Origin of the sequence: Pseudomonas sp. NFACC16-2 (genome assembly GCF_900119205.1) — a bacterium.
Lineage (GTDB): Bacteria > Pseudomonadota > Gammaproteobacteria > Pseudomonadales > Pseudomonadaceae > Aquipseudomonas > Aquipseudomonas fluorescens_Q.
This window is the reverse complement of record NZ_FPIX01000046.1, coordinates 25,322-44,711: the sequence shown is the minus strand read 5'-3', so window position 1 is coordinate 44,711 and position 19,390 is coordinate 25,322. Positions and strand designations below refer to the sequence as shown.

At 64.2% G+C, this 19,390-nt stretch carries 14 protein-coding genes; 1 reads left to right on the top strand and 13 read right to left on the bottom strand.

What is annotated here, in order from left to right:
- The 13 genes from BT116_RS25785 to tagH all read right to left on the bottom strand — a co-directional run.
- A partial coding sequence (locus tag BT116_RS25785) for a helix-turn-helix domain-containing protein (protein WP_139271909.1) occupies positions 1–242 on the bottom strand: 242 nt, incomplete at its 3' end.
- Between the two features lie 266 nt (positions 243–508).
- Positions 509–1,447, bottom strand: coding sequence for a type VI secretion system-associated lipoprotein TagQ (tagQ, locus tag BT116_RS25780; protein WP_072348208.1), 939 nt, complete (start codon positions 1,445–1,447; stop codon positions 509–511).
- An 85-nt stretch (positions 1,448–1,532) separates the two neighbouring features.
- The gene (locus BT116_RS25775; protein ID WP_072348206.1) at positions 1,533–3,260 is read right to left on the bottom strand and encodes a formylglycine-generating enzyme family protein; all 1,728 of its coding nucleotides are present in this window, start codon (positions 3,258–3,260) and stop codon (positions 1,533–1,535) included.
- The gene (locus BT116_RS25770; protein WP_072348204.1) at positions 3,253–4,449 is read right to left on the bottom strand and encodes an ABC transporter permease; all 1,197 of its coding nucleotides are present in this window, start codon (positions 4,447–4,449) and stop codon (positions 3,253–3,255) included. The genes BT116_RS25775 and BT116_RS25770 overlap by 8 nt, the downstream gene beginning before the upstream one ends.
- On the bottom strand, positions 4,449–5,165 hold the full coding sequence (locus BT116_RS25765) for an ABC transporter ATP-binding protein (RefSeq protein WP_072348202.1): 717 nt from the start codon (positions 5,163–5,165) through the stop codon (positions 4,449–4,451). The genes BT116_RS25770 and BT116_RS25765 overlap by 1 nt, the downstream gene beginning before the upstream one ends.
- Positions 5,165–8,263 (bottom strand): serine/threonine-protein kinase, encoded by a 3,099-nt coding sequence (locus tag BT116_RS25760; protein ID WP_072348200.1) that lies wholly within the window; start codon positions 8,261–8,263, stop codon positions 5,165–5,167. Before BT116_RS25760 ends, BT116_RS25765 begins: the two co-directional genes overlap by 1 nt.
- Positions 8,260–8,991, bottom strand: a complete 732-nt coding sequence (locus BT116_RS25755) for a PP2C family protein-serine/threonine phosphatase (RefSeq protein WP_072348199.1) — start codon at positions 8,989–8,991, stop codon at positions 8,260–8,262. Before BT116_RS25755 ends, BT116_RS25760 begins: the two co-directional genes overlap by 4 nt.
- Positions 8,992–9,645 (bottom strand): type VI secretion system-associated protein TagF, encoded by a 654-nt coding sequence (tagF, locus tag BT116_RS25750; RefSeq protein WP_072348197.1) that lies wholly within the window; start codon positions 9,643–9,645, stop codon positions 8,992–8,994.
- Complete coding sequence (gene tssM, locus BT116_RS25745; RefSeq protein ID WP_072348195.1) at positions 9,642–13,142, bottom strand: type VI secretion system membrane subunit TssM; 3,501 nt, start codon at positions 13,140–13,142, stop codon at positions 9,642–9,644. Before tssM ends, tagF begins: the two co-directional genes overlap by 4 nt.
- Complete coding sequence (locus tag BT116_RS25740; RefSeq protein ID WP_072348193.1) at positions 13,139–14,452, bottom strand: DotU family type VI secretion system protein; 1,314 nt, start codon at positions 14,450–14,452, stop codon at positions 13,139–13,141. Before BT116_RS25740 ends, tssM begins: the two co-directional genes overlap by 4 nt.
- A gap of 6 nt (positions 14,453–14,458) precedes the next feature.
- Positions 14,459–15,793, bottom strand: a complete 1,335-nt coding sequence (gene tssK, locus BT116_RS25735; RefSeq protein WP_072348191.1) for a type VI secretion system baseplate subunit TssK — start codon at positions 15,791–15,793, stop codon at positions 14,459–14,461.
- A 15-nt stretch (positions 15,794–15,808) separates the two neighbouring features.
- On the bottom strand, positions 15,809–16,315 hold the full coding sequence (tssJ, locus tag BT116_RS25730) for a type VI secretion system lipoprotein TssJ (RefSeq protein ID WP_072348189.1): 507 nt from the start codon (positions 16,313–16,315) through the stop codon (positions 15,809–15,811).
- A 68-nt stretch (positions 16,316–16,383) separates the two neighbouring features.
- Positions 16,384–17,892: a type VI secretion system-associated FHA domain protein TagH gene (tagH, locus tag BT116_RS25725; protein ID WP_072348187.1), complete on the bottom strand. Its 1,509-nt coding sequence runs from the start codon at positions 17,890–17,892 to the stop codon at positions 16,384–16,386.
- Positions 17,893–18,307: 415 nt separating this feature from the next.
- Here tagH and tssA point away from each other — a divergent pair, with 415 nt between their 5' ends.
- Complete coding sequence (gene tssA / locus BT116_RS25720) at positions 18,308–19,351, top strand: type VI secretion system protein TssA (RefSeq protein ID WP_072348185.1); 1,044 nt, start codon at positions 18,308–18,310, stop codon at positions 19,349–19,351.
- Positions 19,352–19,390 lie beyond the last annotated feature (39 nt).

The window sequence follows — 19,390 nt, the reverse complement described above, 5'->3', positions numbered from 1 at the left end:
CGAAGCTCAATGATGGCCTGCCTCACAACCAGCGGTACCACATAGGTTTGGTTGTGCCGTCGGCGGCTACGTTCGTCGAGCCCACTGGGTCCCTCCAGCTCATAGCGCTCGACCCACTTGTAGCCAGTCTTTCGGCTGATCTGATAGTCCTGGCACAGCCGGCTAAAGCTGTGCTTTTCGGATAGATACTCAGCGATGAACATCACTTTGAGGTCCATAGGTTTCAGCTCTCTCCAGGGCATGGTCAGATCCTCGCGAAATCGACCCTGCCAGTTAAAAACTGTTACCTATGTGCGTGAACTGATTTGTAACCCATGTGGGTGAGTCATACCCGGCAAGACCTTTTGGTTACTTTTGGGGCGTTTGCCAAAAGTGACACGCCGTAAGGGCGGAACCGCCAGCCGCCGTTACCGCAGCAATGGATATGTACACCGCCCCAAAAAAAGTGGGAGCAAGCCGGCTCCCACAAGTTTTGGCTGCTGACCAATGATCAGCAGCCCTCACTCAATCAAACATTCGGGCAAGGAACCGGCGCCCAGTCACCCAGGTCCGGATTCTTGCACATGCTATTGACCTGAGTGGTACCCGCACTGGCAACCTGCTTGCTCTCATCCTGCTTGGCCTTGGCGGCCTGCAGGGTTTTCTCAGTGGTCACTGCTTCTTTCGGCACGGTCGGCAGCTCTTTCTTCTTCGCCGCGACGACCTTGGTCTTGCTCTTTGTCTTGGTTGGCGCCACGACCGGTGCAGTATCAGCAGTGGCCACAGTCACCACGTCAGTACGCTGCACACCCACCTGCTGCAGGTCTTTCTCATAGGCCTGGGTGTAGTTGTTCAGATCTTCCGAGGCCTTGCCGTTGACCGCGACAATCAGGTCGTTCGACTCTTTCAGGCCAGCGACGATTTCCGCCAGGCGCTTGCGGCCTTCGGTATCGTTGACGGTCTTGGCCTTGCGGTCGGCAACCAGTTTGCTGAACGCGTTCTGGTAGCACTGCTGCGACGTCTTGGCGTAGGCGGTGCTGCGGTCGATGTCGGAGACGCTTTTGTTGACGTCGGCGGCGTAGGAGGCGATGCGCTGGTTGTCATCGGCGATCTGCTTCTGGCGCTCGGTGTAGTAACCGGCTGCACCACCGGCCAGGGCGCCGCCCGCGGCACCGATGGCGGCGTTGCGGCCACGGTCTTCCTTATCGGCGGTCAAAACGCCCAGCAGTGCACCACCGACCGCGCCGACGGCCGCACCAGTGACCACAGACTTGGTCATGTTGCCTTCGGTGGAGCGCAGGTGCTGCACCGGCTCGTAGCAGTTCGGGTAGTACTCGACCTTGGTGCTCGAGGCGACTTTGGAAGTCGGCGACGTGGCGCAGCCGGTCAGTACGGTGCTGAAGCCGACAGCGACCATCAGCAAGTGACGCTTGGAAACCGAAGCAAAAGGTTTACGGGAGAAAAGCATAGTGGTGTTCTCGTTTAAGTGTTGACCAGCTCAGCGCAGCCCCATTGCCGCCTGAGTCCCTTCCAAGCTCGCTGACAACGAACACTCAAGACCGCTGAGCGTTCGATGCGAGCAATTCCTTCAATATCGCCGCCGGGTCGGCGCGTTTTTGCTGACGATAATCCCCGACATGACGAACGAATAACGTTGCGCGCGCCACCAGGCTCTTGCCCAGTACCGGCTTGCGCTCCAACTCTTCCTTGACGCGTTGGAACTGCGCCTGGATCACGGCATCGGTGTAGCGCGTGCCGGTGGCCAGGTTGTCGATGTAAATCGCCACCGCGCCATCCAGTGCACTGCGGCCGTTGTCGATGGCCGTGGCGAACAGCGTGGCGCTGGCCTCATCCTTGGCGTCCAGGGCGGCTTGCCGGCTGTTCTGCAGATTGGTCAGGCGAATGTTGTAGTTGTTGACGGTCTCGGCCACCAAGGCTGACGACTGGATCAGGTTGCCCGCCGCTTCCTCGCGCTGCTGGGCGATGAGCGAGACGTTGCGCTTGAGTTCTTCGTTGACCAGGCCCAGTTCGGCTTGCAGGCGCGGATCGACGCTGGCGGCGATGATGCTGTCCAGGCGCTTGGTCGGGTCGTCGGCGTCGTCGATGGCATCGGTCAGCGACGCGAGCCGGCCTTCTTTTTGCCACTGGGCAAACAATTCCTTGTAGCGCGAACGTGGCGCCGACAAGGCACCGACGGCCACGCGGAAGCCGGTGGTTTCGTTGCTTTGTTCGGTGCCGTCGGCGGCGAACAACGGGTATTCGCGGCGCATGCCGGTGAACAGCGTGCCCTCGCCTTCGAGGTAGTTGCCGCCCTTGACCACGAAGCCGCCATAGGCGCCCTGGCGGCGACCGGCGTGCACCAACTGGAAGGATTCCTGGACCATCTCGGCGGCGTTGCCGACCACGTCGAACAGGCCAATCGGGTTCGGCAGCTTGGTGCCGATGGGCATCAGCCGCGCTGCCTGGCCAGTGCCGCCGGCGACCTGGTTGAACACCGCCCAATCGGCCAGCGGCCCGTCGCTTTCACTGCCTTCCAGGCGCCGGGGGAACAGGCGCCCTTCCAAGTCCTGACGGCTCACGGCTTGCCCGCCCCGGGCGGCGAATTCCCATTCGACTTCCGTCGGCAAGCGCACGAAACCCAGCCCGCCGTCTTCGGCGGAGGTGCCGCGACCGCTCACCGGCAGCAGGTCCTTGTGGTACTTCATCAGCCAGGCGCTGTACACCGCCGAGAAACGCTCAGCCTCGAACTTCGACAGTTTCACCTTGGGCAAACGCCCGGCCACGCCTTGGGGCAAATCGGCTTGCAGGGTTTCGCAGGCCGGCGCCGCTTCGCCACTGGCAAGCGATTGCGCCTGGGCCATGACCTGGGCGTATTGCCGGGCCGTGACCTCGTACTTGCCAATGAAGTACAGCATCGGCTTGAGCGGCGTCTTGGCGTCGGTCTTGGGCATCAACGGCGTGATGGTCTTGTTCCAGTCCTTGGGCAGGTCCTTGAGGGTGAACTGGCCGTTGATGAAGTCGCGCCGGTAGCCAGAAATGAACGACTGTTGATAGCCGGCCTCGCCTTCGCTGAACGGATAGCCAAGGCTGATCTCACGGTCATCCAAGGTGCCCTGGGCGAGGATGTAGACGTAGCGGAACACCATCTGGCCTTCACACGGCAGCGGCAGGCTGACGTCGTCGGGCAATGGCTTGGGGTTGTCCAGCTTGTCCGTGCTTTCATCAGCCCAGACCAGACCGGCCAGGCTCAGCGCCACGGCGGCGCCCAATAACTTATACATCGCGAATTCCTTCACACGCCTGGATGCGCGCCACCCGCCAGCCACCACAAGCCGCCGCGACAGCGCTGACGCCGAGCACGGCCACCAGGGCCAAGGTGTAGTGACGCACCAACAGATGACTGGCGTATTCGCCGGGCATCTGTGCAAATAAATAATTCAGGCCCGACTGCGCCAGGCCATACAGCCCGGCACTCAGCAGGGCAGCAAAAGTGGCGCTGTAGAGCGCCTGTAACACCACAAACAACAACAGCGCCGCCGTGGAAACCCCCAGCAGGCGCAACACCGACAGTTCCCGGCGCTTGCGCTCGACCGCCGCCAGGGCACCAGCAAAGATCGCCGCGAACGCGCCGGCCAAGGCCAACCCGGCGATGATCCAGAACACGATCGACAGATTGCGGCTCAGCGATTGCACTTGTGCGATGGTCTGGGCCTGGGTCGAGACCAATAGGTTCTGCCCAGCAAAATACTGACGCAGCGGCTCGACGTCGCCGAGGCTGCGGGCATACAAACGAAACGCCGGGTAGACCCGTTGCCCGGCCACACTCACCGCATCGCCCGGCCAGCCGAACGCAGACACGGCACGGCCATCGCGGTAATCCTCCGCCGCCTCCAGCAAGGCCAGTGGCGCGAACAAACCGTCCCGGGCAAAGGCTTCCAGCGGCAGCACGTGCGACACCTGAACCCGCGTGCGCTGCGCCTCGCTGCGACCGGCCACCTGCCGACCGAAACTGGCCTGCACCCAATCGCCGGCCTTGGCGCCGAGCTTTTCGGCGGCGGTCTGGCTGAGCACCACTTGATCCAGGCCTTGCGGCACCGGCAAATGCTCGAACAAGGGATCGTTGGCCGCGGTGGGAATCATCTCGACCGTGACAACCGAAGCATCGCTGCTCAAATCCGCCGTGGCCGCGATTTGCCGGGTGCGCGGCAAGGCAAAGGCCACGTCGCCGCGCTGGCTCAATTGTTCGATGAATTCGGCACTGAAGCGACCGCCGCCCAAGGGGATGATTTCCCGGGTGGCCGGGTCGTTCTGCAAGCGCTCGGTCAGGCTGCTGACCAGGCCGAACTTCAGGCCGAACAACACCAACAGCGGCGCCACCACCGCCACCAGCGCCAACACCGAGCAGGCCGACAGCCAGGCATCGTTGCGGTAATCCTGCCAGGCCAGGGAAGCCACCAGCGCGCCACGCATCAGCAAGCCTCCCCAAGGGTAGCGGTGACACCGCCGTCGACATCGCGACGGCAACTGATGCGCCGCACCTGCAAACCGCTGGCACGGGCCAGGGCCTCGTCGTGGGTCGCGACCACACAACACACACCGTGCTCGCGCGCCTGGGCCACCAGCAACTGCATGACACGCTCGGCGTTCAGCGGGTCGAGGGCGGCAGTCGGTTCATCCGCCAGCAGCAGGCGCGGACCATGGGCCAGGGCGCGGGCGCAACTGACCCGCTGGCGCTGGCCGACGGATAAGTCCGCCGGTTTTTTGTCCAGTTGATCGGCAATATCCAACTGCCCAGCCAGGCGCGTCACGCTGCCGTCATCCTTCAAGCCCAACAGTTTTCGCGACAACTCGATGTTGCCGCGCACGTCCAGGAAGCCCAACAGGCCGCCGGTTTGCAGAACATAACCCAGGTGCCGACTGCGCAGCTCGGCCAAGGTGCCTTGTTGCGACCCACGCCACAATTTGGCGATGTCCAGCGGTGTGTTGGCGGGCGTGAAGTCGAAGCGCCCGGCCTGATCCGGCGCCAGCACCAGCGCCAGCAGATCGAGCAAGGTGCTTTTGCCGCAGCCGCTGGGGCCGACCACCGCCAGTTGTTCACCGCCGCGCAAGTGCAGCCGTGGAATCACCAGGCTGTAGCGCTGGCTGCCGGCGCCTCGGCTTTTGTGCACGGCGCTCATGTTCAGCATCACGGCAGCGTCGACAACGGAACGCGGTACAAGGCATCACCCGGCTCGGCATCGCCGAAGCGCACCCAGTTCGCCAGGTCGTTGTGGAAGGTTTCGTAGAGACGGATTTTCGAATCCAGCTCGTCGATGAAATCTTCCTGCTCGGCCACGCTCAAGGACAGCCACAAGTCCTGGGTCATGTTCAGCGACTTGCTGCGGTACGGCAGCCCTTCCAGGTACTCGCCGAGAATCCCGCCGTCGGCCAGGTTGCCGCCCTTGCGCAGGGCCGACGGGTCGCGGCTCATGTAGGCGCTGGCGCTGGCGATTTCCTGGAAGAAATCCTTGGGCGAACTCTGGGTCTTGCGGGCCGCGTCGACGATCAGCTTCAGCGATTGCTGCAGGTCGTTGAGTTGCAGCTTGGTCAGCATCACGCACACCTGGAACGCCGGCAGCGCCGGGTTGGTCAGGTCGCGGTCGGCGGTCCAGGCGCTGACCAGTTGCGGCGCCTGGCTGGCGGATTTACGCCCCAAAAAGTCCATGTGCATCGCGTAGCCGACCGCCGCCGATTTATCCGCCAGGCTCGGCGCGGCGCTCAACAGCGGCACGCTTTGCGCCTTGTTGCTGCGCACCTGGTGCACCAGGTTGGCGAACACCGAGCCGATCTCGTCGACACGCTCGCCGAACTTGCGCACATCGGCGCCCGGCACCGGAATGTACAGGTCACCGATCTGCGGGTTGGCGTCGGCGGTCAGGGTGCGGTATTGGCTCTGGGCACCGGCGTGGGTTTTCTTGCCGGCGTCGCTGAGCAGGTGCAACGCGTAGATCTTGATCTGCTTGCCCAGCGCCGCCTGGCGCACTTCGGCCTCGTTCATTTGCGTGGCGGCAAACGGATCGTTCTTGCGCAGGGCACCGGCGTCGGTGACCAACAGGATCAAGCGCCCGCCGTAACCGGACCAGTCCATGCCTTCGACGGCTTCCATGACCCCGGCAAACGCATCTTCGTTGAACGAATGGCTCGAGACCGTGGACGCCTTGACCTGCCGCGCCAACTCCATGAAGCGTTGCGGGTCGCGGCCCTGTTCCAGGGTGATCAGGGTCTTGGCGACGTATTCCAGGCCGGGGGTTTTCTTGATGCTGCTGCGGAAACCCACCATGCCGAAGCTGACGCTGTCCAACTCGCCACGCTCGGCGATGCGGGTCTGCAGCTCGTGGACCACGTCGCGAACCTGGTCGATGTAAGGCTGCATCGACACCGTAGTGTCCACTACCAGCACCACGGCGGTGCGGAACGCGTCGGCGTTGGCGGTGGTGATCGGCGCGTTGCTCGACGCCTTGGGGGTGTTGCCCGGATCGATCGACGCCACATTCAGCAACTGCACCGGCTGGCCGTTCTCATCGAGGCTCTCGCGGGAATCGAAGATCGGCAACAGGTAGAACTGGCTTTGCGGCACGGCGCTGGCGGCCGGCTCCAGGGCCAGTACTTGCTGGTCGTCCTGGGGGCTCTGCTGGGCCTTGAGCAACACGTTCTTGGCCGCCGATGGGTTAGCCAGGAGCTTTTCCACGTCGCCTGGCTGACGCAGGAACATCACGGGCGCACGGCCAGAACGTTCGGTGAACTTGAGCACCAGGCTCTGCTTCCAGTCGCTGACCTGGGCGGCGGGCAACCAGCCGTCGCTGCGCCCGTCAGTGGCCGCACCGACCCGGACCCACGAACCGCCGTCGACGTCCTTGCGCTGATACACGTACAGCACGGAAAACGCCGGCAGTGCCTTGCCCGGTGCCGCGCCCGGCGCGTCGGCGAGCTTCGCCCCCGGTTTGCTGAGCACGCGCTGGAACAGGGTTTTCTTGCCCGCCATCAACAGCGGACGCTGGCCGCCATCGGCCTCGGTCGCCACGGGTGGCTGAGCCGCGGGGACAACGGGTGGTTTGACCGCTGGTACTTCCGGGGCTTTCGGCGGTTTCGCTTCCGGTGGCTTGACCGAGGTGGTGGTGGCCACTGGCGTCTTCACTGCTTTGCCGTCATCACCGGACAACCACCAATAACCCGCGCCACCCAACGCCAGCGCCACGGCGACCGCAACGGCGGCCAGGGCGAACACCGGGCCCTTGCGTTGCTCCGACACCGAGGATTGAACCGTCGGTTTTATCGGCGGCGCAACGGGCTTGGGCTGCGATTGTGACGGCGGTGGTGAGTGAGCCGGGCCGCTGGGAATGTCGATGGACATGGGCGTCAAACCCGCCAAGTCGTCCACCGCAGGCGACGTGGTCGGCAGTTGCAACGACAATGGCCGGATCAGCGTCGCTTCCGACGACTCTTCAGGCAGGTTATCCAGCGCCCGCAGCAACGCCGCCGCGTCCGGGAAACGCTCCGCCGGGTCCTTCGCCAACAGTTTGCGCAACACCTCCTGATAACGGCCATGGTGCACCGGCAGCTCCGGCAACGGTTCAGTCAGGTGCGCCAGGGCCGTGGACAGTGCATCGTTGCCGGTATACGGCAGTTTGCCGACGAGGATTTCGTAGAGCACCACGCCCAGGGCGTACAGGTCGGCGCGACCGTCGATGTCCTGCCCACGGGCCTGTTCCGGGCTCATGTAGCTGGGCGTACCGACGGCAAAACCGGCCTGGGTGAACTGGGTGCGGTCGTCCAGGGACTTGGCGATGCCGAAGTCCGAAAGCACCGCCGTGCCATCGGCGCGGAACAGGATGTTGGCCGGCTTGACGTCACGGTGGACCAGGCCCAAGCCGTGGGCATAACCCAGGGCCGAGGCGATCTGGCGGATGTAGGTCAGGCCCTGCTCCGGCGTCAGGCCCGCGGCGATGCGTTCCTTGAGCGTGCCGTTGGGCAGGTACTCCATCGCCATGTAATACAGCTCACCGACGTTGCCGATGTCATGGATGGTGACGGTGTGCGGGTGCGACAGACGCGCCAGGGTCTTGCCTTCGCGCAGGAAACGCTCGCAGAACGTCGGGTCGGCGGCCAGCGCGGCGGCCATCACTTTCAACGCCACCTTGCGTTCCAGCGAACGCTGGGTCGCCAGGTACACGCTGGCCATCGCGCCTTCACCGATCGGCCCTTCGATGTCGTAGCCGGGGATGACAATGTTCAGGGTCAAGCTCATGACGGCACCTTCACGACCACCACGGTGATGTTGTCCGGCGCGCCGCGCATCAGGCCCAGGGACACCAGGCTGCTGACGATTTCGCCGGGCTCGTCGTGGCTCAATACTTCGCGGATCTCATCGTCTTCGACGGTCTTGGTCAGCCCGTCGCTGCACAACAGGTAGCTGTCGCCGGGCACCAGCAGCAGCTCGGTCAGCGCCAGGTTCAGTTGCGCCTCGACACCAATGGCCCGGGTGACAATGTTGGCCCGCGGGTGCACCCGCGCCTCGGCTTCGCTGAGCAGGCCGCTGTCCTGCAGATCCTGGACGTAGCTGTGGTCCCGGGAGATGCCTTCGAGCACACCGTCGCGCAAGCGGTACAAACGACTGTCACCGGCCCACAGGCACATGCCGCGCAGGTCGCGGGCGACCAACACCACCACGGTGCTGCCCATCATCGTCACGCCACGGTTGGCGGTTTCTTCCCGCACGGCGGCGTTGACCCGCAGCAGGTCGCTTTGCAGCGCCGCGACGTATTCGTCCAGCGAACGCCCGACGGCAATGCCGCGCAGGCTGTCGACGATCAGGCTGCTGACGTAGTCGCCCGCCGCGTGCCCGCCCATGCCGTCGGCCACCACCCAGAGGCCGTTTTCCGGCAGGTCCAGGCAGGCGTCTTCGTTGACCTGGCGGACCATCCCGACATGACTCTTGCTTGCAGACTTGATTGCTTTTCCGGCACTTGGACGCATCTACACAACACCTTCTTGGCCGAGCAAAAATTGCGCAAAATCAGCCGCCGCCGGCATTCCCTGGCAGCGCATCAAACCCGGGGCAATACGCTCCGATCCCTGGCCCCACCACAGGCTCACACCTTCGCAAGCCGCCTCGGCCAGGGCGCTCGTGCGCCGCTGCGGGTCGGTGGCATCGAAGCGATGCAGGCTGGCAAAGCGGCCGCTCGGCGTGCGCGGCAGGTACATCGGGCTGCCCAGGCTCTCCAGCTGTTCGTTGAACGCCTCGAAACTGGCCTCCACGCTCAACGTGCTCAGCAACAGGTTCTCGACCCGCTCGAACCACTCGTCCGCACCGCCCACCACGGACGCCGGGTCCGCGTCGGGTTCCAGCAACATCGCGACAGTCAGCGGGAAATAACGGCCGACCCGGTCAATACTTGGCATCACCACCCCGACCGCGGCCTCCGGACCACACACGCCCGGCGCGACCATGAAACGCCACAGCGGGCTGACCAGATAAGCATCCAGCCAGCGCTCGCCGAGGCTGGTCTGGCTGGCGAGCAAACCCGCCGCCAACCACGAATCCCACGGGCCGATAAAACTCTGGGGCAAGCCACGGCTGACGAAATCCCCGCGGCTGGCCAACTTTCCATAGAAGCCCGGTGTACTCATAGCCGCTCCGGCAGGTTGAAGCCGCTGAGCACCCGGCCCTTGAATGGGTTGAAGGCGCTGTTGGCCCGCAGCTCATAAGAGGCGCTGGCACCATCGACCCGCAACCGCAGGTTGAAGCGGTCCGGCGAGTTGCCGGCGGTCAGGTCCGATTGTTCCAGCAGCCGGAACCAGGCCCATGGCCCGTCCAGGGTGATGCCGGAGCGACCGCTGGACGACGGCGGCATGATCGAGATCCGCACCACGCCGATGCTGCCCGGGTTCGGCCACTGCATGGCGGTCGGACGGCTCGGGCCGTGGTCGTAGCTCAACTGTTGGCCGTCGAGGTCGAGCAGGAACTGGGTGATGGTCGAGTCCATCGCCACCGGCTTGAGTTCGAAGCGCACCATCGGCTGGGTGCCACCGGAACGGAAGAACGCATCGCGGATGGTCGCCGCGCGCTGGAAGGTCTGCAGCACGCCAGGGGCGATGCCGAGCTTCTGCGCCGCGCCCGGCTGCCAGCGCCAGGTCGGCGTCGAAGTGTCGACGTAGGGTTGCAGGTACTTGCGGAAGTAGTTGTCCATCACCCCGCCGACGCCGAAGAACTGGCCGAAATCATCCAGGGTGGCGTCCCGCGCACTGCCTGGCGACATCGGATAGCGCCCGGCCAGGGACTGGCGATAGATGTTCACCACTTCGCTGGTCCAGGCGGCGTTCAATTGGTTGCGCACCCCGCCCATCATGCTGTTGGTGGTGGAGTTGACCACCGACTTGACCAGGCCCTGCACCAGCGGCGGCTGGCGTTCGGCGTTGAGGCTGACGCGCGTAGCGGCGGCCGTGGCCTGGTTCTTGGCTTCGCCGAGCAAGGCGTCGCCGCTGGCACCGACCATGGCACTGACCTGCACGTACAAAGCGTTCATGTCGGCCAGCAAGCCATCGATGGCCGCCGGCTCGCCTTCGCTTTTGCTGACGATGCTGTTGAGCTCGGCGAAGTGCGCGGTGATCGGGTCATCGCTTTGCGCCGGTGCGTTTGGCGTCGACTGCTCCTGGCCGAGCAAGCTGCCCAGGCGCTCCTTGAGTTTGTCCACGCCGCCTTCTACCGGCGCACCCTGGGCAGCCAGCAGGCGTTCATCCTGTTGCAGGTCGGTTTCCTTCGCCACCGCCACCAACAGTTTTTTCAACGGCGAGGTCGGACCGGAAATCACCCGCAGCACATCGGCGGCCTGGGCCACGCTGGTGATCGGCACGAAGTCGATGTCGGCCAGTAAGGCGTCCCATTGGCGCAGGTAGTCCTGGAAGTACAGGCGGCGAACATCGGCGGCCAGGCTGGCGACGTTCTGCTGATCGGCCTGCTCGAAGCCCAGCACCCACTGCTCTTCGGCCAGGGTGCCGGTCTGGCTCAGGCTGGTGAGCAAGAAGCCCTGGCGGTAGCCCTTGACGGTGAAGAACCCGCTCAGCGGCTCGCCCAACGGCTTGCCGCTCTTGCGGCTGAACACCAGCGCCGCGTCACGGCCGGCGGCTTCGTTGATGCGGAAGTCCGGGATGCCGTCGGGCAGTTTCTGGCGCTTGATCCGGTCATAGACCCGCTGGGCCACCGGCAATTGCTGCAACTGGCGACGCAGGTCTTCGACCAGACGCTGGTCCAGGCGCGCGAGGGGCGGACGGCGTTCGAACAGTGCCTGCAAATGCGCGGTCAGGGCCTGGCGCTGCTCGGCTGGCAAGTCTCGCGGCAGGCTGCGGTCCGAATCGAGGGCGATCCAGGCCTTGATGAAGTCGGCATCGTAATGCTCGGTGTCGGCGAGCATCAGGTAGGCCTTCAAGCCTTCGTAGAGGAAATCCGAGTTGCCGCCGCTGTGCAGCTGCTCTTCGATGCGCGTCAGCAGGCGTGGCGCGAACACCGCGATCAGCAGCTTGCGGTAGACGCTGCCGGACTCGGCTTCGAGCATGTCGCCCTGGTACAGGCCCAGGCCTTCGGCCCAGCTCGGAGCGTCGTCGGCCAGGTGTTTCACGGCGTTGAGCAATGGCAACACGGCGAGGACGTCGCGTTGCGCCGGGCTGAGGTTCTGCACGGTTTGGCCCAACGGCGCGACCTTCTGATCGACCTGGGCAATGTAGGCCTGGTTGGCGCGGTAGCTGACCCACCACAAGGTGCTGACCACCAGCACCAACACCACGGTGGAGGCCAGGACGCCGCGGGCGATCCACTTGCGCCGCCGCTCGACTTTCGGATCGACGCCCACCAGCCCGCGCTCGGCGAAGGCCACGGCGGTGAAGAGTTTTTCGATGAAGTAGCTGCGCCCGGTGCCGGTCTGGCGCGCCAGGTGCTGACGGTCCAGGTTCATGCTCTGGGCCATGGAGCCGATCAGGCGATCGATCGGGCTGCCTTCCTGGGTGCCGCTGGTGAAATACACACCGCGCAGCAACACGCGCTCTTCGAAGGCGTTGGGTTTGAACACGCCTTCGAGGAAGCTCTGCAGGCAATCTTTCAGCGCGCCGAACTGCTGCGGGAAGCCGTAGATCAGATCGCGCCGCGCCGGGTCGCGCTCTTGTTGCAGGCGTTCCACCAAGCGGTCATTGAGGCGCTGCTCAAGGCCGGTGAATTCGCTTTGCAGGTGCGCCAGTGGGCTGTCGCTGCTCTTGCCATCGTCCAGGGCGAAGGTCATGCCCCAGACCTGGGCGCGTTCTTCCTTGCTCAGGGTGTCGAAATACTCCATGAACCCGGGCACGAGGTCGAGCTTGGTCAGCATCAGGTAGATCGGGAAGCGCACGCCCAATTGGGTGTACAGCTCCTGGATCCGCAAGCGAATCGCGGCGGCATGGGCGGCACGCTCGGCGTCGCTGCCCAACAGCAGGTCGGACAGGCTGATGGCGATGAACGCCCCGTCAATCGGGCGCCGGGCCCGTTGTTTTTTCAACAGGCCCAGGAAGCCCAGCCAGGCGGCCTTGTCGATGGTCGCGTCGCTGTCCTGGGTGGTGTAGCGGCCGGCGGTGTCGAGCAGGACCGCCTGGTCGGTGAACCACCAATCGCAATTGCGCGTACCGCCGACACCGCGCACGGCACCGGCGCCCAGTTGCGCGGCCAGGGGGAAATGCAGCCCGGAGTTGACCAGCGCGGTGGTCTTGCCCGAACCCGGCGGGCCGATGATCACGTACCACGGTAGCTCGTAAAGATTACGACGCTCGTCACCGCCCAGCTTGGCTTTCTTGAGCAGGGCCAAGGCTTCGTCCATGCGCTGGCGCAGGGTTTCGAGCTCTTCGGCAGTGGCGATGCTGGTCGGGTCCGGTGGGGTTTGCGCGGCCAGGCTGCGCATCACTTCGGCGGCCTGACGGCGCGCCTGGATGATGCGAAACACCCGGTAGGCGATCCACACCGCGAACACCAGGATGATCAAGGCCCAGCGGCGGCCTTCAGGCACCAGCCAATCGAGCAGCGGGCCGACGAACCAGATGATCAGGCTCAGGGCGATCAGCCCCAGCAATGGGATGACCCAGCGGGTCATAAAACTGAAAAACGCCTTCACTCGACTCCCTCCGCCAATACTGTGATTTCAACCCGACGGTTGCGCGCACGCCCCTCTGGGGTGGCGTTGGACGCCAACGGCTCGGTGTCGCTGCGGCCTTCGGCGCTGAAGCGCTCGGGCTGGCCGGTCTTGGCCGAAAGAATTTGCAGCACCGATTGGGCCCGCGCTTCGGACAACGCCCAGTTGGACGGGAACCGCAGGGTGGCGATCGGCCGATTGTCGCTGTGGCCGGTGACCAGGACCTGGCCCTTGACCTTGCGCACCGCATCGGCGATGCGCAGCATCAGCGGCTGGAAATCGTCCTTGATGCTGGCGCTGCCCGAGGCGAACAGTTCGTCGCCGCGGATGGTCACCACCGAGCGGTCGACGGCGTCTTCCACGGCAATCCGGTTGGCGCGGATCTCATCGGCGAGGAAGCCGGCCAGGCGTGGGCGCTCGACCACTTTCGGCTGCACCACGGGGCGGTCGATGGTCTGTACCGGGATTTCACCGAGGAAGTGAATGTTCTTGAACACTGGCTCGGCATCGGAGGCCAGTTTCATGCGCAGGCCGAACAGCAGCGCCAGCAGCAAGGCCGCGCCGATGGCCACGGCGATCCACGGTGGCATGAATTGCGCCAGTCGATCCCGGGCCACGGTGACACCGCGCCAGTGCGGCGACAGCTCGCGCTCGTAATCGCCACGGGCACTGCGGATGACGGCGGCGGTGCGCTCACGCAACGCTTCCAGTTGACTGCGGCCGTCGTTCATCACCCGGTAGCGCCCTTCGAAACCCAGGCACATGCACAGGTACAAAAGCTCCAGCAGATACAGGCGCTCGCGGGGGCTTTGCAGGCAATGCTCCAGCAACTGGAACACCTTCTCGCCGCCCCAGGCTTCGTTGTGCACGGTGATCAACAGGCTTTGCTTGCCCCAATCGCTGGTGCCGCCCCACGGCGTGCTCAACACCGCTTCGTCCAGCGCGGTGCACAAGGCGTAGCGGGCCAGCAACACATCGTTGCGCACCACACCGGCGGCCTCGGCGCGCTCTTCGAACTGGCGCAGGTAAGCCAGCAGTTGTGCGCGCAAACTGGCCGGCGCCGGGTGGGCGATGGTGTTGCGCAGGCGCGTCAGCAGGGCCAACAGCGGGCCGGCGGCGCTTTCCAACGGGTTGAGTCCCTCGGCCTTGCCGGTCAGGACCGGCGCGGCCGGCATCGACAGTGGCGCAGGCTGTGGACGACCCGGATCCGGACGGCCGGGGTCCGGGCGGAATGGATCGGCGCCACGGCCACCGGGCGTCGGCATGAACTGGGTACGATCGTCGTTGCTCATCGCGGTTTATCCTCGGATCGCCCAGAAGGCCAGGTTCAGCCCTGGGAACTGGCCGGCGATGTGAAACGCAAAGCCGCCAGAGTTGCTCAGCTGCTGCCAGTGATCGCTGCCCCGGTCGAGCTCGTAGTAAGTGGAGCCGGCGTGGTACGGCAACTGCCGTGGCGCCACCGGCAACGGCAGCAGGCCGATGCCCGGTAGTTGCAGGTTGACCAGATCGCGGATGTGCTCCACCGAACCGACCTTGCTCTGCTGGCCGAAGCGGCCGCGCAGGGTCTCGGCCGGCACGTCGGCGCGCACCACCAGGATGAAGCTGGCACTATCGAGCAGGGTCTTGTCGGCCAGCATCGCCACGTGGATGCCGTAGGCTTTCTCGACAATCGGAATCGGCGTCGCCTTGCTGTCGATCAGCATCGACAGGGCTTCGCGCAGGGCCTGCATCACCGGCGCGTAGCTGAGCGCCAGGTCATCGTGCTGGTAAGGCGGGTATGGCTGCGGTCGTCGCCCGGACGCGGTGAACGTGGAGAACTCCCCGGCCAGGCTCACCAGTTCGCTGTAGAAGCGCTCGGGATGCAGTGGGCTCAACTGGCTCAGGTGCTGGATCAGCGGTTGGGCGCGGTTGACCAGTTGCAACAGCATGAAATCGGCAATTTCTGAGGCGCCACCGGCACCGGACGCCACCACCCGCCCGGCCAAGGCTTCGCCGCGTTGATGCAGCAGGCCCAGCAGTTCGCTGCGAAACGCCGCCAGCGGCTTGGAGGCGATGACATCCAGGAGCGGCGGGATGTAGGCGTCGTCGAGCACCAACGCACGGTCGGCGCGTTTTTCCTTGATGCGCACCACGCCGATGGCGGCGTAGTCGCCGATGCCATCCTGTTCGGTCAGCAACCGCAGCGCCCGCGAGCCGAGGGCCACCGGTGCGCGGTTTTCGAACGGTGCGTTGTCGTCACGCACTTCGCACACCTGGCTTACATAACGCGCAGCGCCGAGGTCTTCGCCTTCGTCCACGGTGTCCCGGGCGCCGGCGCGTTTGAGCGGCAGGGCCAGGTACACCAGGCCATCGCGCAGGTTGTCATCGACGTTCAGCGGGGTGGGCGCCAGGTCATCCTGGGGAATGTTGAAGGGCGTACCGTCCGGCAACAGGCCGCGCGCCGAGATGATCGCCAGCTTGCCCTGGGCCAGCAGGCCCTGGTCGATCAGCAATTCGGAAAAACCCCAGGCGCCGGCCGACAACGGGCGGCTGCGTGCGTCGATGAGGTTTTCCAGGTAACGGTCATGCTGTTGGAAGTGCTGCGTTCCAATGAACATGCCTTCCGACCAGACCACGCGATTGTTCCAGGACATGGGGGCTCCGATTGCTTATTGGGCAGGGCTGGATGGGGGGACGACGACGGCGCTGCGCACGGCGCGCACATCGAGGCTGATCTGGTATTCGGTGTATTCGCGCGCCGGGACATTCATCACCGTGCGCCACAGCGACTGGTCCAGTTCGCGATAGCCCACCAGTATTCCGATATGCCGCGTGGCCGGATCGAGGTCGCGTTGCAGGCTCAATTGCTGGCCGGGCTGGACCAGCACCTCGTCCTGGTCGAGCAGGTCGGCGCCCAGCGTTGCCTGGGCCCGTTCGGCCAAGGCGAAATAATCGGCACGACCGAAGGTCGCGGCATTTTTCAGTTCGAAAATGCGCACCCGGACCGGGGCCGGCTGGCCGGTGGCACCGGGGTTGAGGCCGGCAATGGCATGGAAATGCAACTCGATGGCGGCGGTGTCGGCCTCAGCTTCTTCGGGCTGGGGATTGGCCGCATCCTTGGCGCACGCCGTCAGCAGAAGCGCGGTGGCGACTGCGAGTAAAAACCTGGGAATCATCCTGCGTCCTCAATGACGTTTGAGCTATCCGTTGTTGGCTGATCAATATTGTTATAGGACGGCGCCGCTCAACGGCGTCGCTGTCGTGTGCTGTGTTCTTCGTAGGCGCGACTGAACTCGCGACCGAACAGGTCCTGGAAATCCTCCTGGGCTTCCCGGGAAATGTTGCTGTAGAGCTCGGTGAATTGCTGCCAGTACTGGGCCTGCCGCGAGCCGCTGAAAATACCCGAGAGCCCACCGGGCTTGGCCATGCGTTCTTCCAGTTGCGCCGGCTCGAAGCGCCCCAGCAAATGCTTGATGGCCGCTTCGACACCGGCCATCACCGCCAGTTGGTGGGCCCGCAAATCATCGAAACTGTCACGCACCGCCGCGTCCGGGGCCATGAACGCCTGATTGCCGTGGCGCAACAGCAACAACAGGGCCTCATCGACGTTGGGGGCGAATTTCAGCGGGTTGTTTTCCACCGGCTGGATCATCGTCTGCTGGATGCGGAACTCACCCTTGAGGCTGCTGCGGGCGCGCAAGACATCGATCAGGCCTTCGACCATCAACCGATAACTGCGCCCGATGCTTTCCATCTGTGCTTCGGCGTTGGCCTTGTCCAGGCGCAACTGGTCCAGCCCGGCACCGCGCAGGAAGGCTTGCAGCAAGTCGGGTTGGGCGGCCTCGGCCGGGACAGCCGGGACAGCCGGAGCAACCGGAGCAACCGGAGCAACCGGAGCAACCGGAGGTGCGACCGGGGGCTCGACGCGGGTCACCGGTGCTTCAGGCACGGGGGCCGGCGGCAGTGCACTGATTTCAGCAAAGATGTCGGCGAGCGGAGCCTGCGGGGCAGGCGTCGCGACCGGCTCAACCACTGGCGGCAGCGGCACAGGCGGCGGGGTCACGGGCTGGGGGGCCACCGCCACCGGCTTGTCGCTAAAGGGGTCCCAGTCGTCCGGAATCATCGAGGCAGACGGCGGTATCACCGGCGCCACCACGGGCGGCGGGCTCGGCTGGGGAATCGGCGTCGGCGGGCGGAAGTTGTGCTGCTCGGCCGGCACATGGTCAGGCTGGGTGGCCGGCGGGACACTGCTCGGGCTCAAGAAATCGAACAGGTCCGGCAGGGTGTCCATGGCCGACCCGCCCTGGAAATGCGCAGGCGCAGCCACTGGAATCGGCGATGGCGCATGCACCGCGGCGCCCTGGCGCCCCATCAAGGCCTCGAAAGTGCTGGGCGATTCGGCGAACGGATTGCTGTCGGTGACTGGCAGGCTGAAATCGACGCGCGCCTGGATTTCATAATCACCGATGCGGATCACTTCGCCGTCTTGCAGGGGTTCGCTGTTGCCCTTGCGCAGGCGAACACCGGCCTTGACCAATTCCACACCATTAGTGCTGTTATCGGTTAAGTAATAACGCCCATCTTTGTATTGGATAACGCAATGTTTGCCGGAAACCAGACGCTCAGGGTCCGGCAATACCCAGTCATTATCGGAATTACGGCCAATTGCCATCACCCCCTGATCCATAGACTTTTCAGAACACTGGCCCGGGGTAATCTTGTGATAACTAGTGATAGTCAAACACAGCGGCATCTTGCCTCCTTGCTGAATACTTCGCGCGCGGGCGGGTGAAGTGAGGATTGAAGCCCCGACTACCCACCAACAACCTTGCCAACCACCGCGAAACGGCTTTTTGCCAGCATGATTGCTGATCATAACCGGCTTGCATGACAAAAACCCCACGTCAGTTGCCGCTTCGACCGATGGGTCGAGCAGGCTGTTAAGCGCATCACAACTGTTACAGAGGGGCTACACTGGTGAAATAGCTTACCTTGACAAGCGATAAGTACTACACCAAAAATGCACAACTTCTTGAATATAGATGATGGCACTTTAAAATCACTTAGGATTTAAAAGGCCATTACCGTCAAGGAACATGCGAGTTTCATCCGAAACTTGCGTGTGAACTGCCCGACTTCTTCAGCGGGTGATAGGGAGATCGATCCAAGTGGATGTGCCTTTGTTGCTCGCCGCCGTTTCCGCGACTTCGCCGTGCGGTGAAGATCTGGAATATGACGCGGATTTCTTGCGCCTGGAACGCGACTCCCGGGGCCAGCCCGAGCGCAGCATGGGCGATTCGATCTTGCCTGCCGAGCCTCCTGAATGGCGCAGCATCCAGCAGCAGAGCCTGGACTTGCTGCAACGCAGCAAAGACCTGCGTATCACCCATTTCCTGTTGCAAAGCTCCCTGGCCCTCGAAGGCCTGCCGGGCATGGCCCGTGTGCTGACGCTGATCAGCGAACTGCTCAAGCAATACTGGGCCGAGTTGCATCCGCGCCTGGACGCCGATGACGACAACGACCCCACTGTGCGCATCAATGCCCTCGCCGGCCTGACGTCCGACGTCACCATTCGCTTGCTGCGCGAAAGCATCCTGGTCCGCTCGCGGACCTTCGGCGCCGTCAGCCTGCGCGCCGCCGCCAACGCCAGCGGCCTGCAAAGTTTCCCGGATGAGAACCTCGGTGCCGAACAGCTCGCCGGGGCCTTGCTCGACAGCGATCCCGAACAGTTGGAAATCATCCGTGCCGCCCTGCAGGAAGCCCGCAGCGCCGCCGAAACCATCGAACAGCAGGTCAGCGACCAGGTCGGTTCCGCCCAAGGCGTGGACCTCGGCCCGTTGAAGCAACCGTTGAAGATGGCCCTGCAGATTCTCGGCCAGTTCGCCCCGCAGAGTGGCGACAGCGCCCAGGCCGATTCCGTCAGCGACAACAGCGCAGCGCCCATCGAGCATGCAAATGTCACAAGCTCACCGCGCAACACCAATAACAGCACCAGCACCGTCAGCGGCGACATCAACAACCGCGACGACGTGCTGCGCAGCCTGGACCGGATTCTCGCTTACTACACCCGTCATGAGCCCTCCAGCCCGCTGCCGGTGCTGTTGAACCGGGCCAAGAATCTGGTGCACGCCGACTTCGCGGCCATCGTGCGCAACCTGATTCCCGACGGCATGAGTCAATTTGAAAACCTGCGCGGCCCAGACAGCGAATAAAAAGCGAACGGATCACGCAGTCACGTCACCGGTACCCCC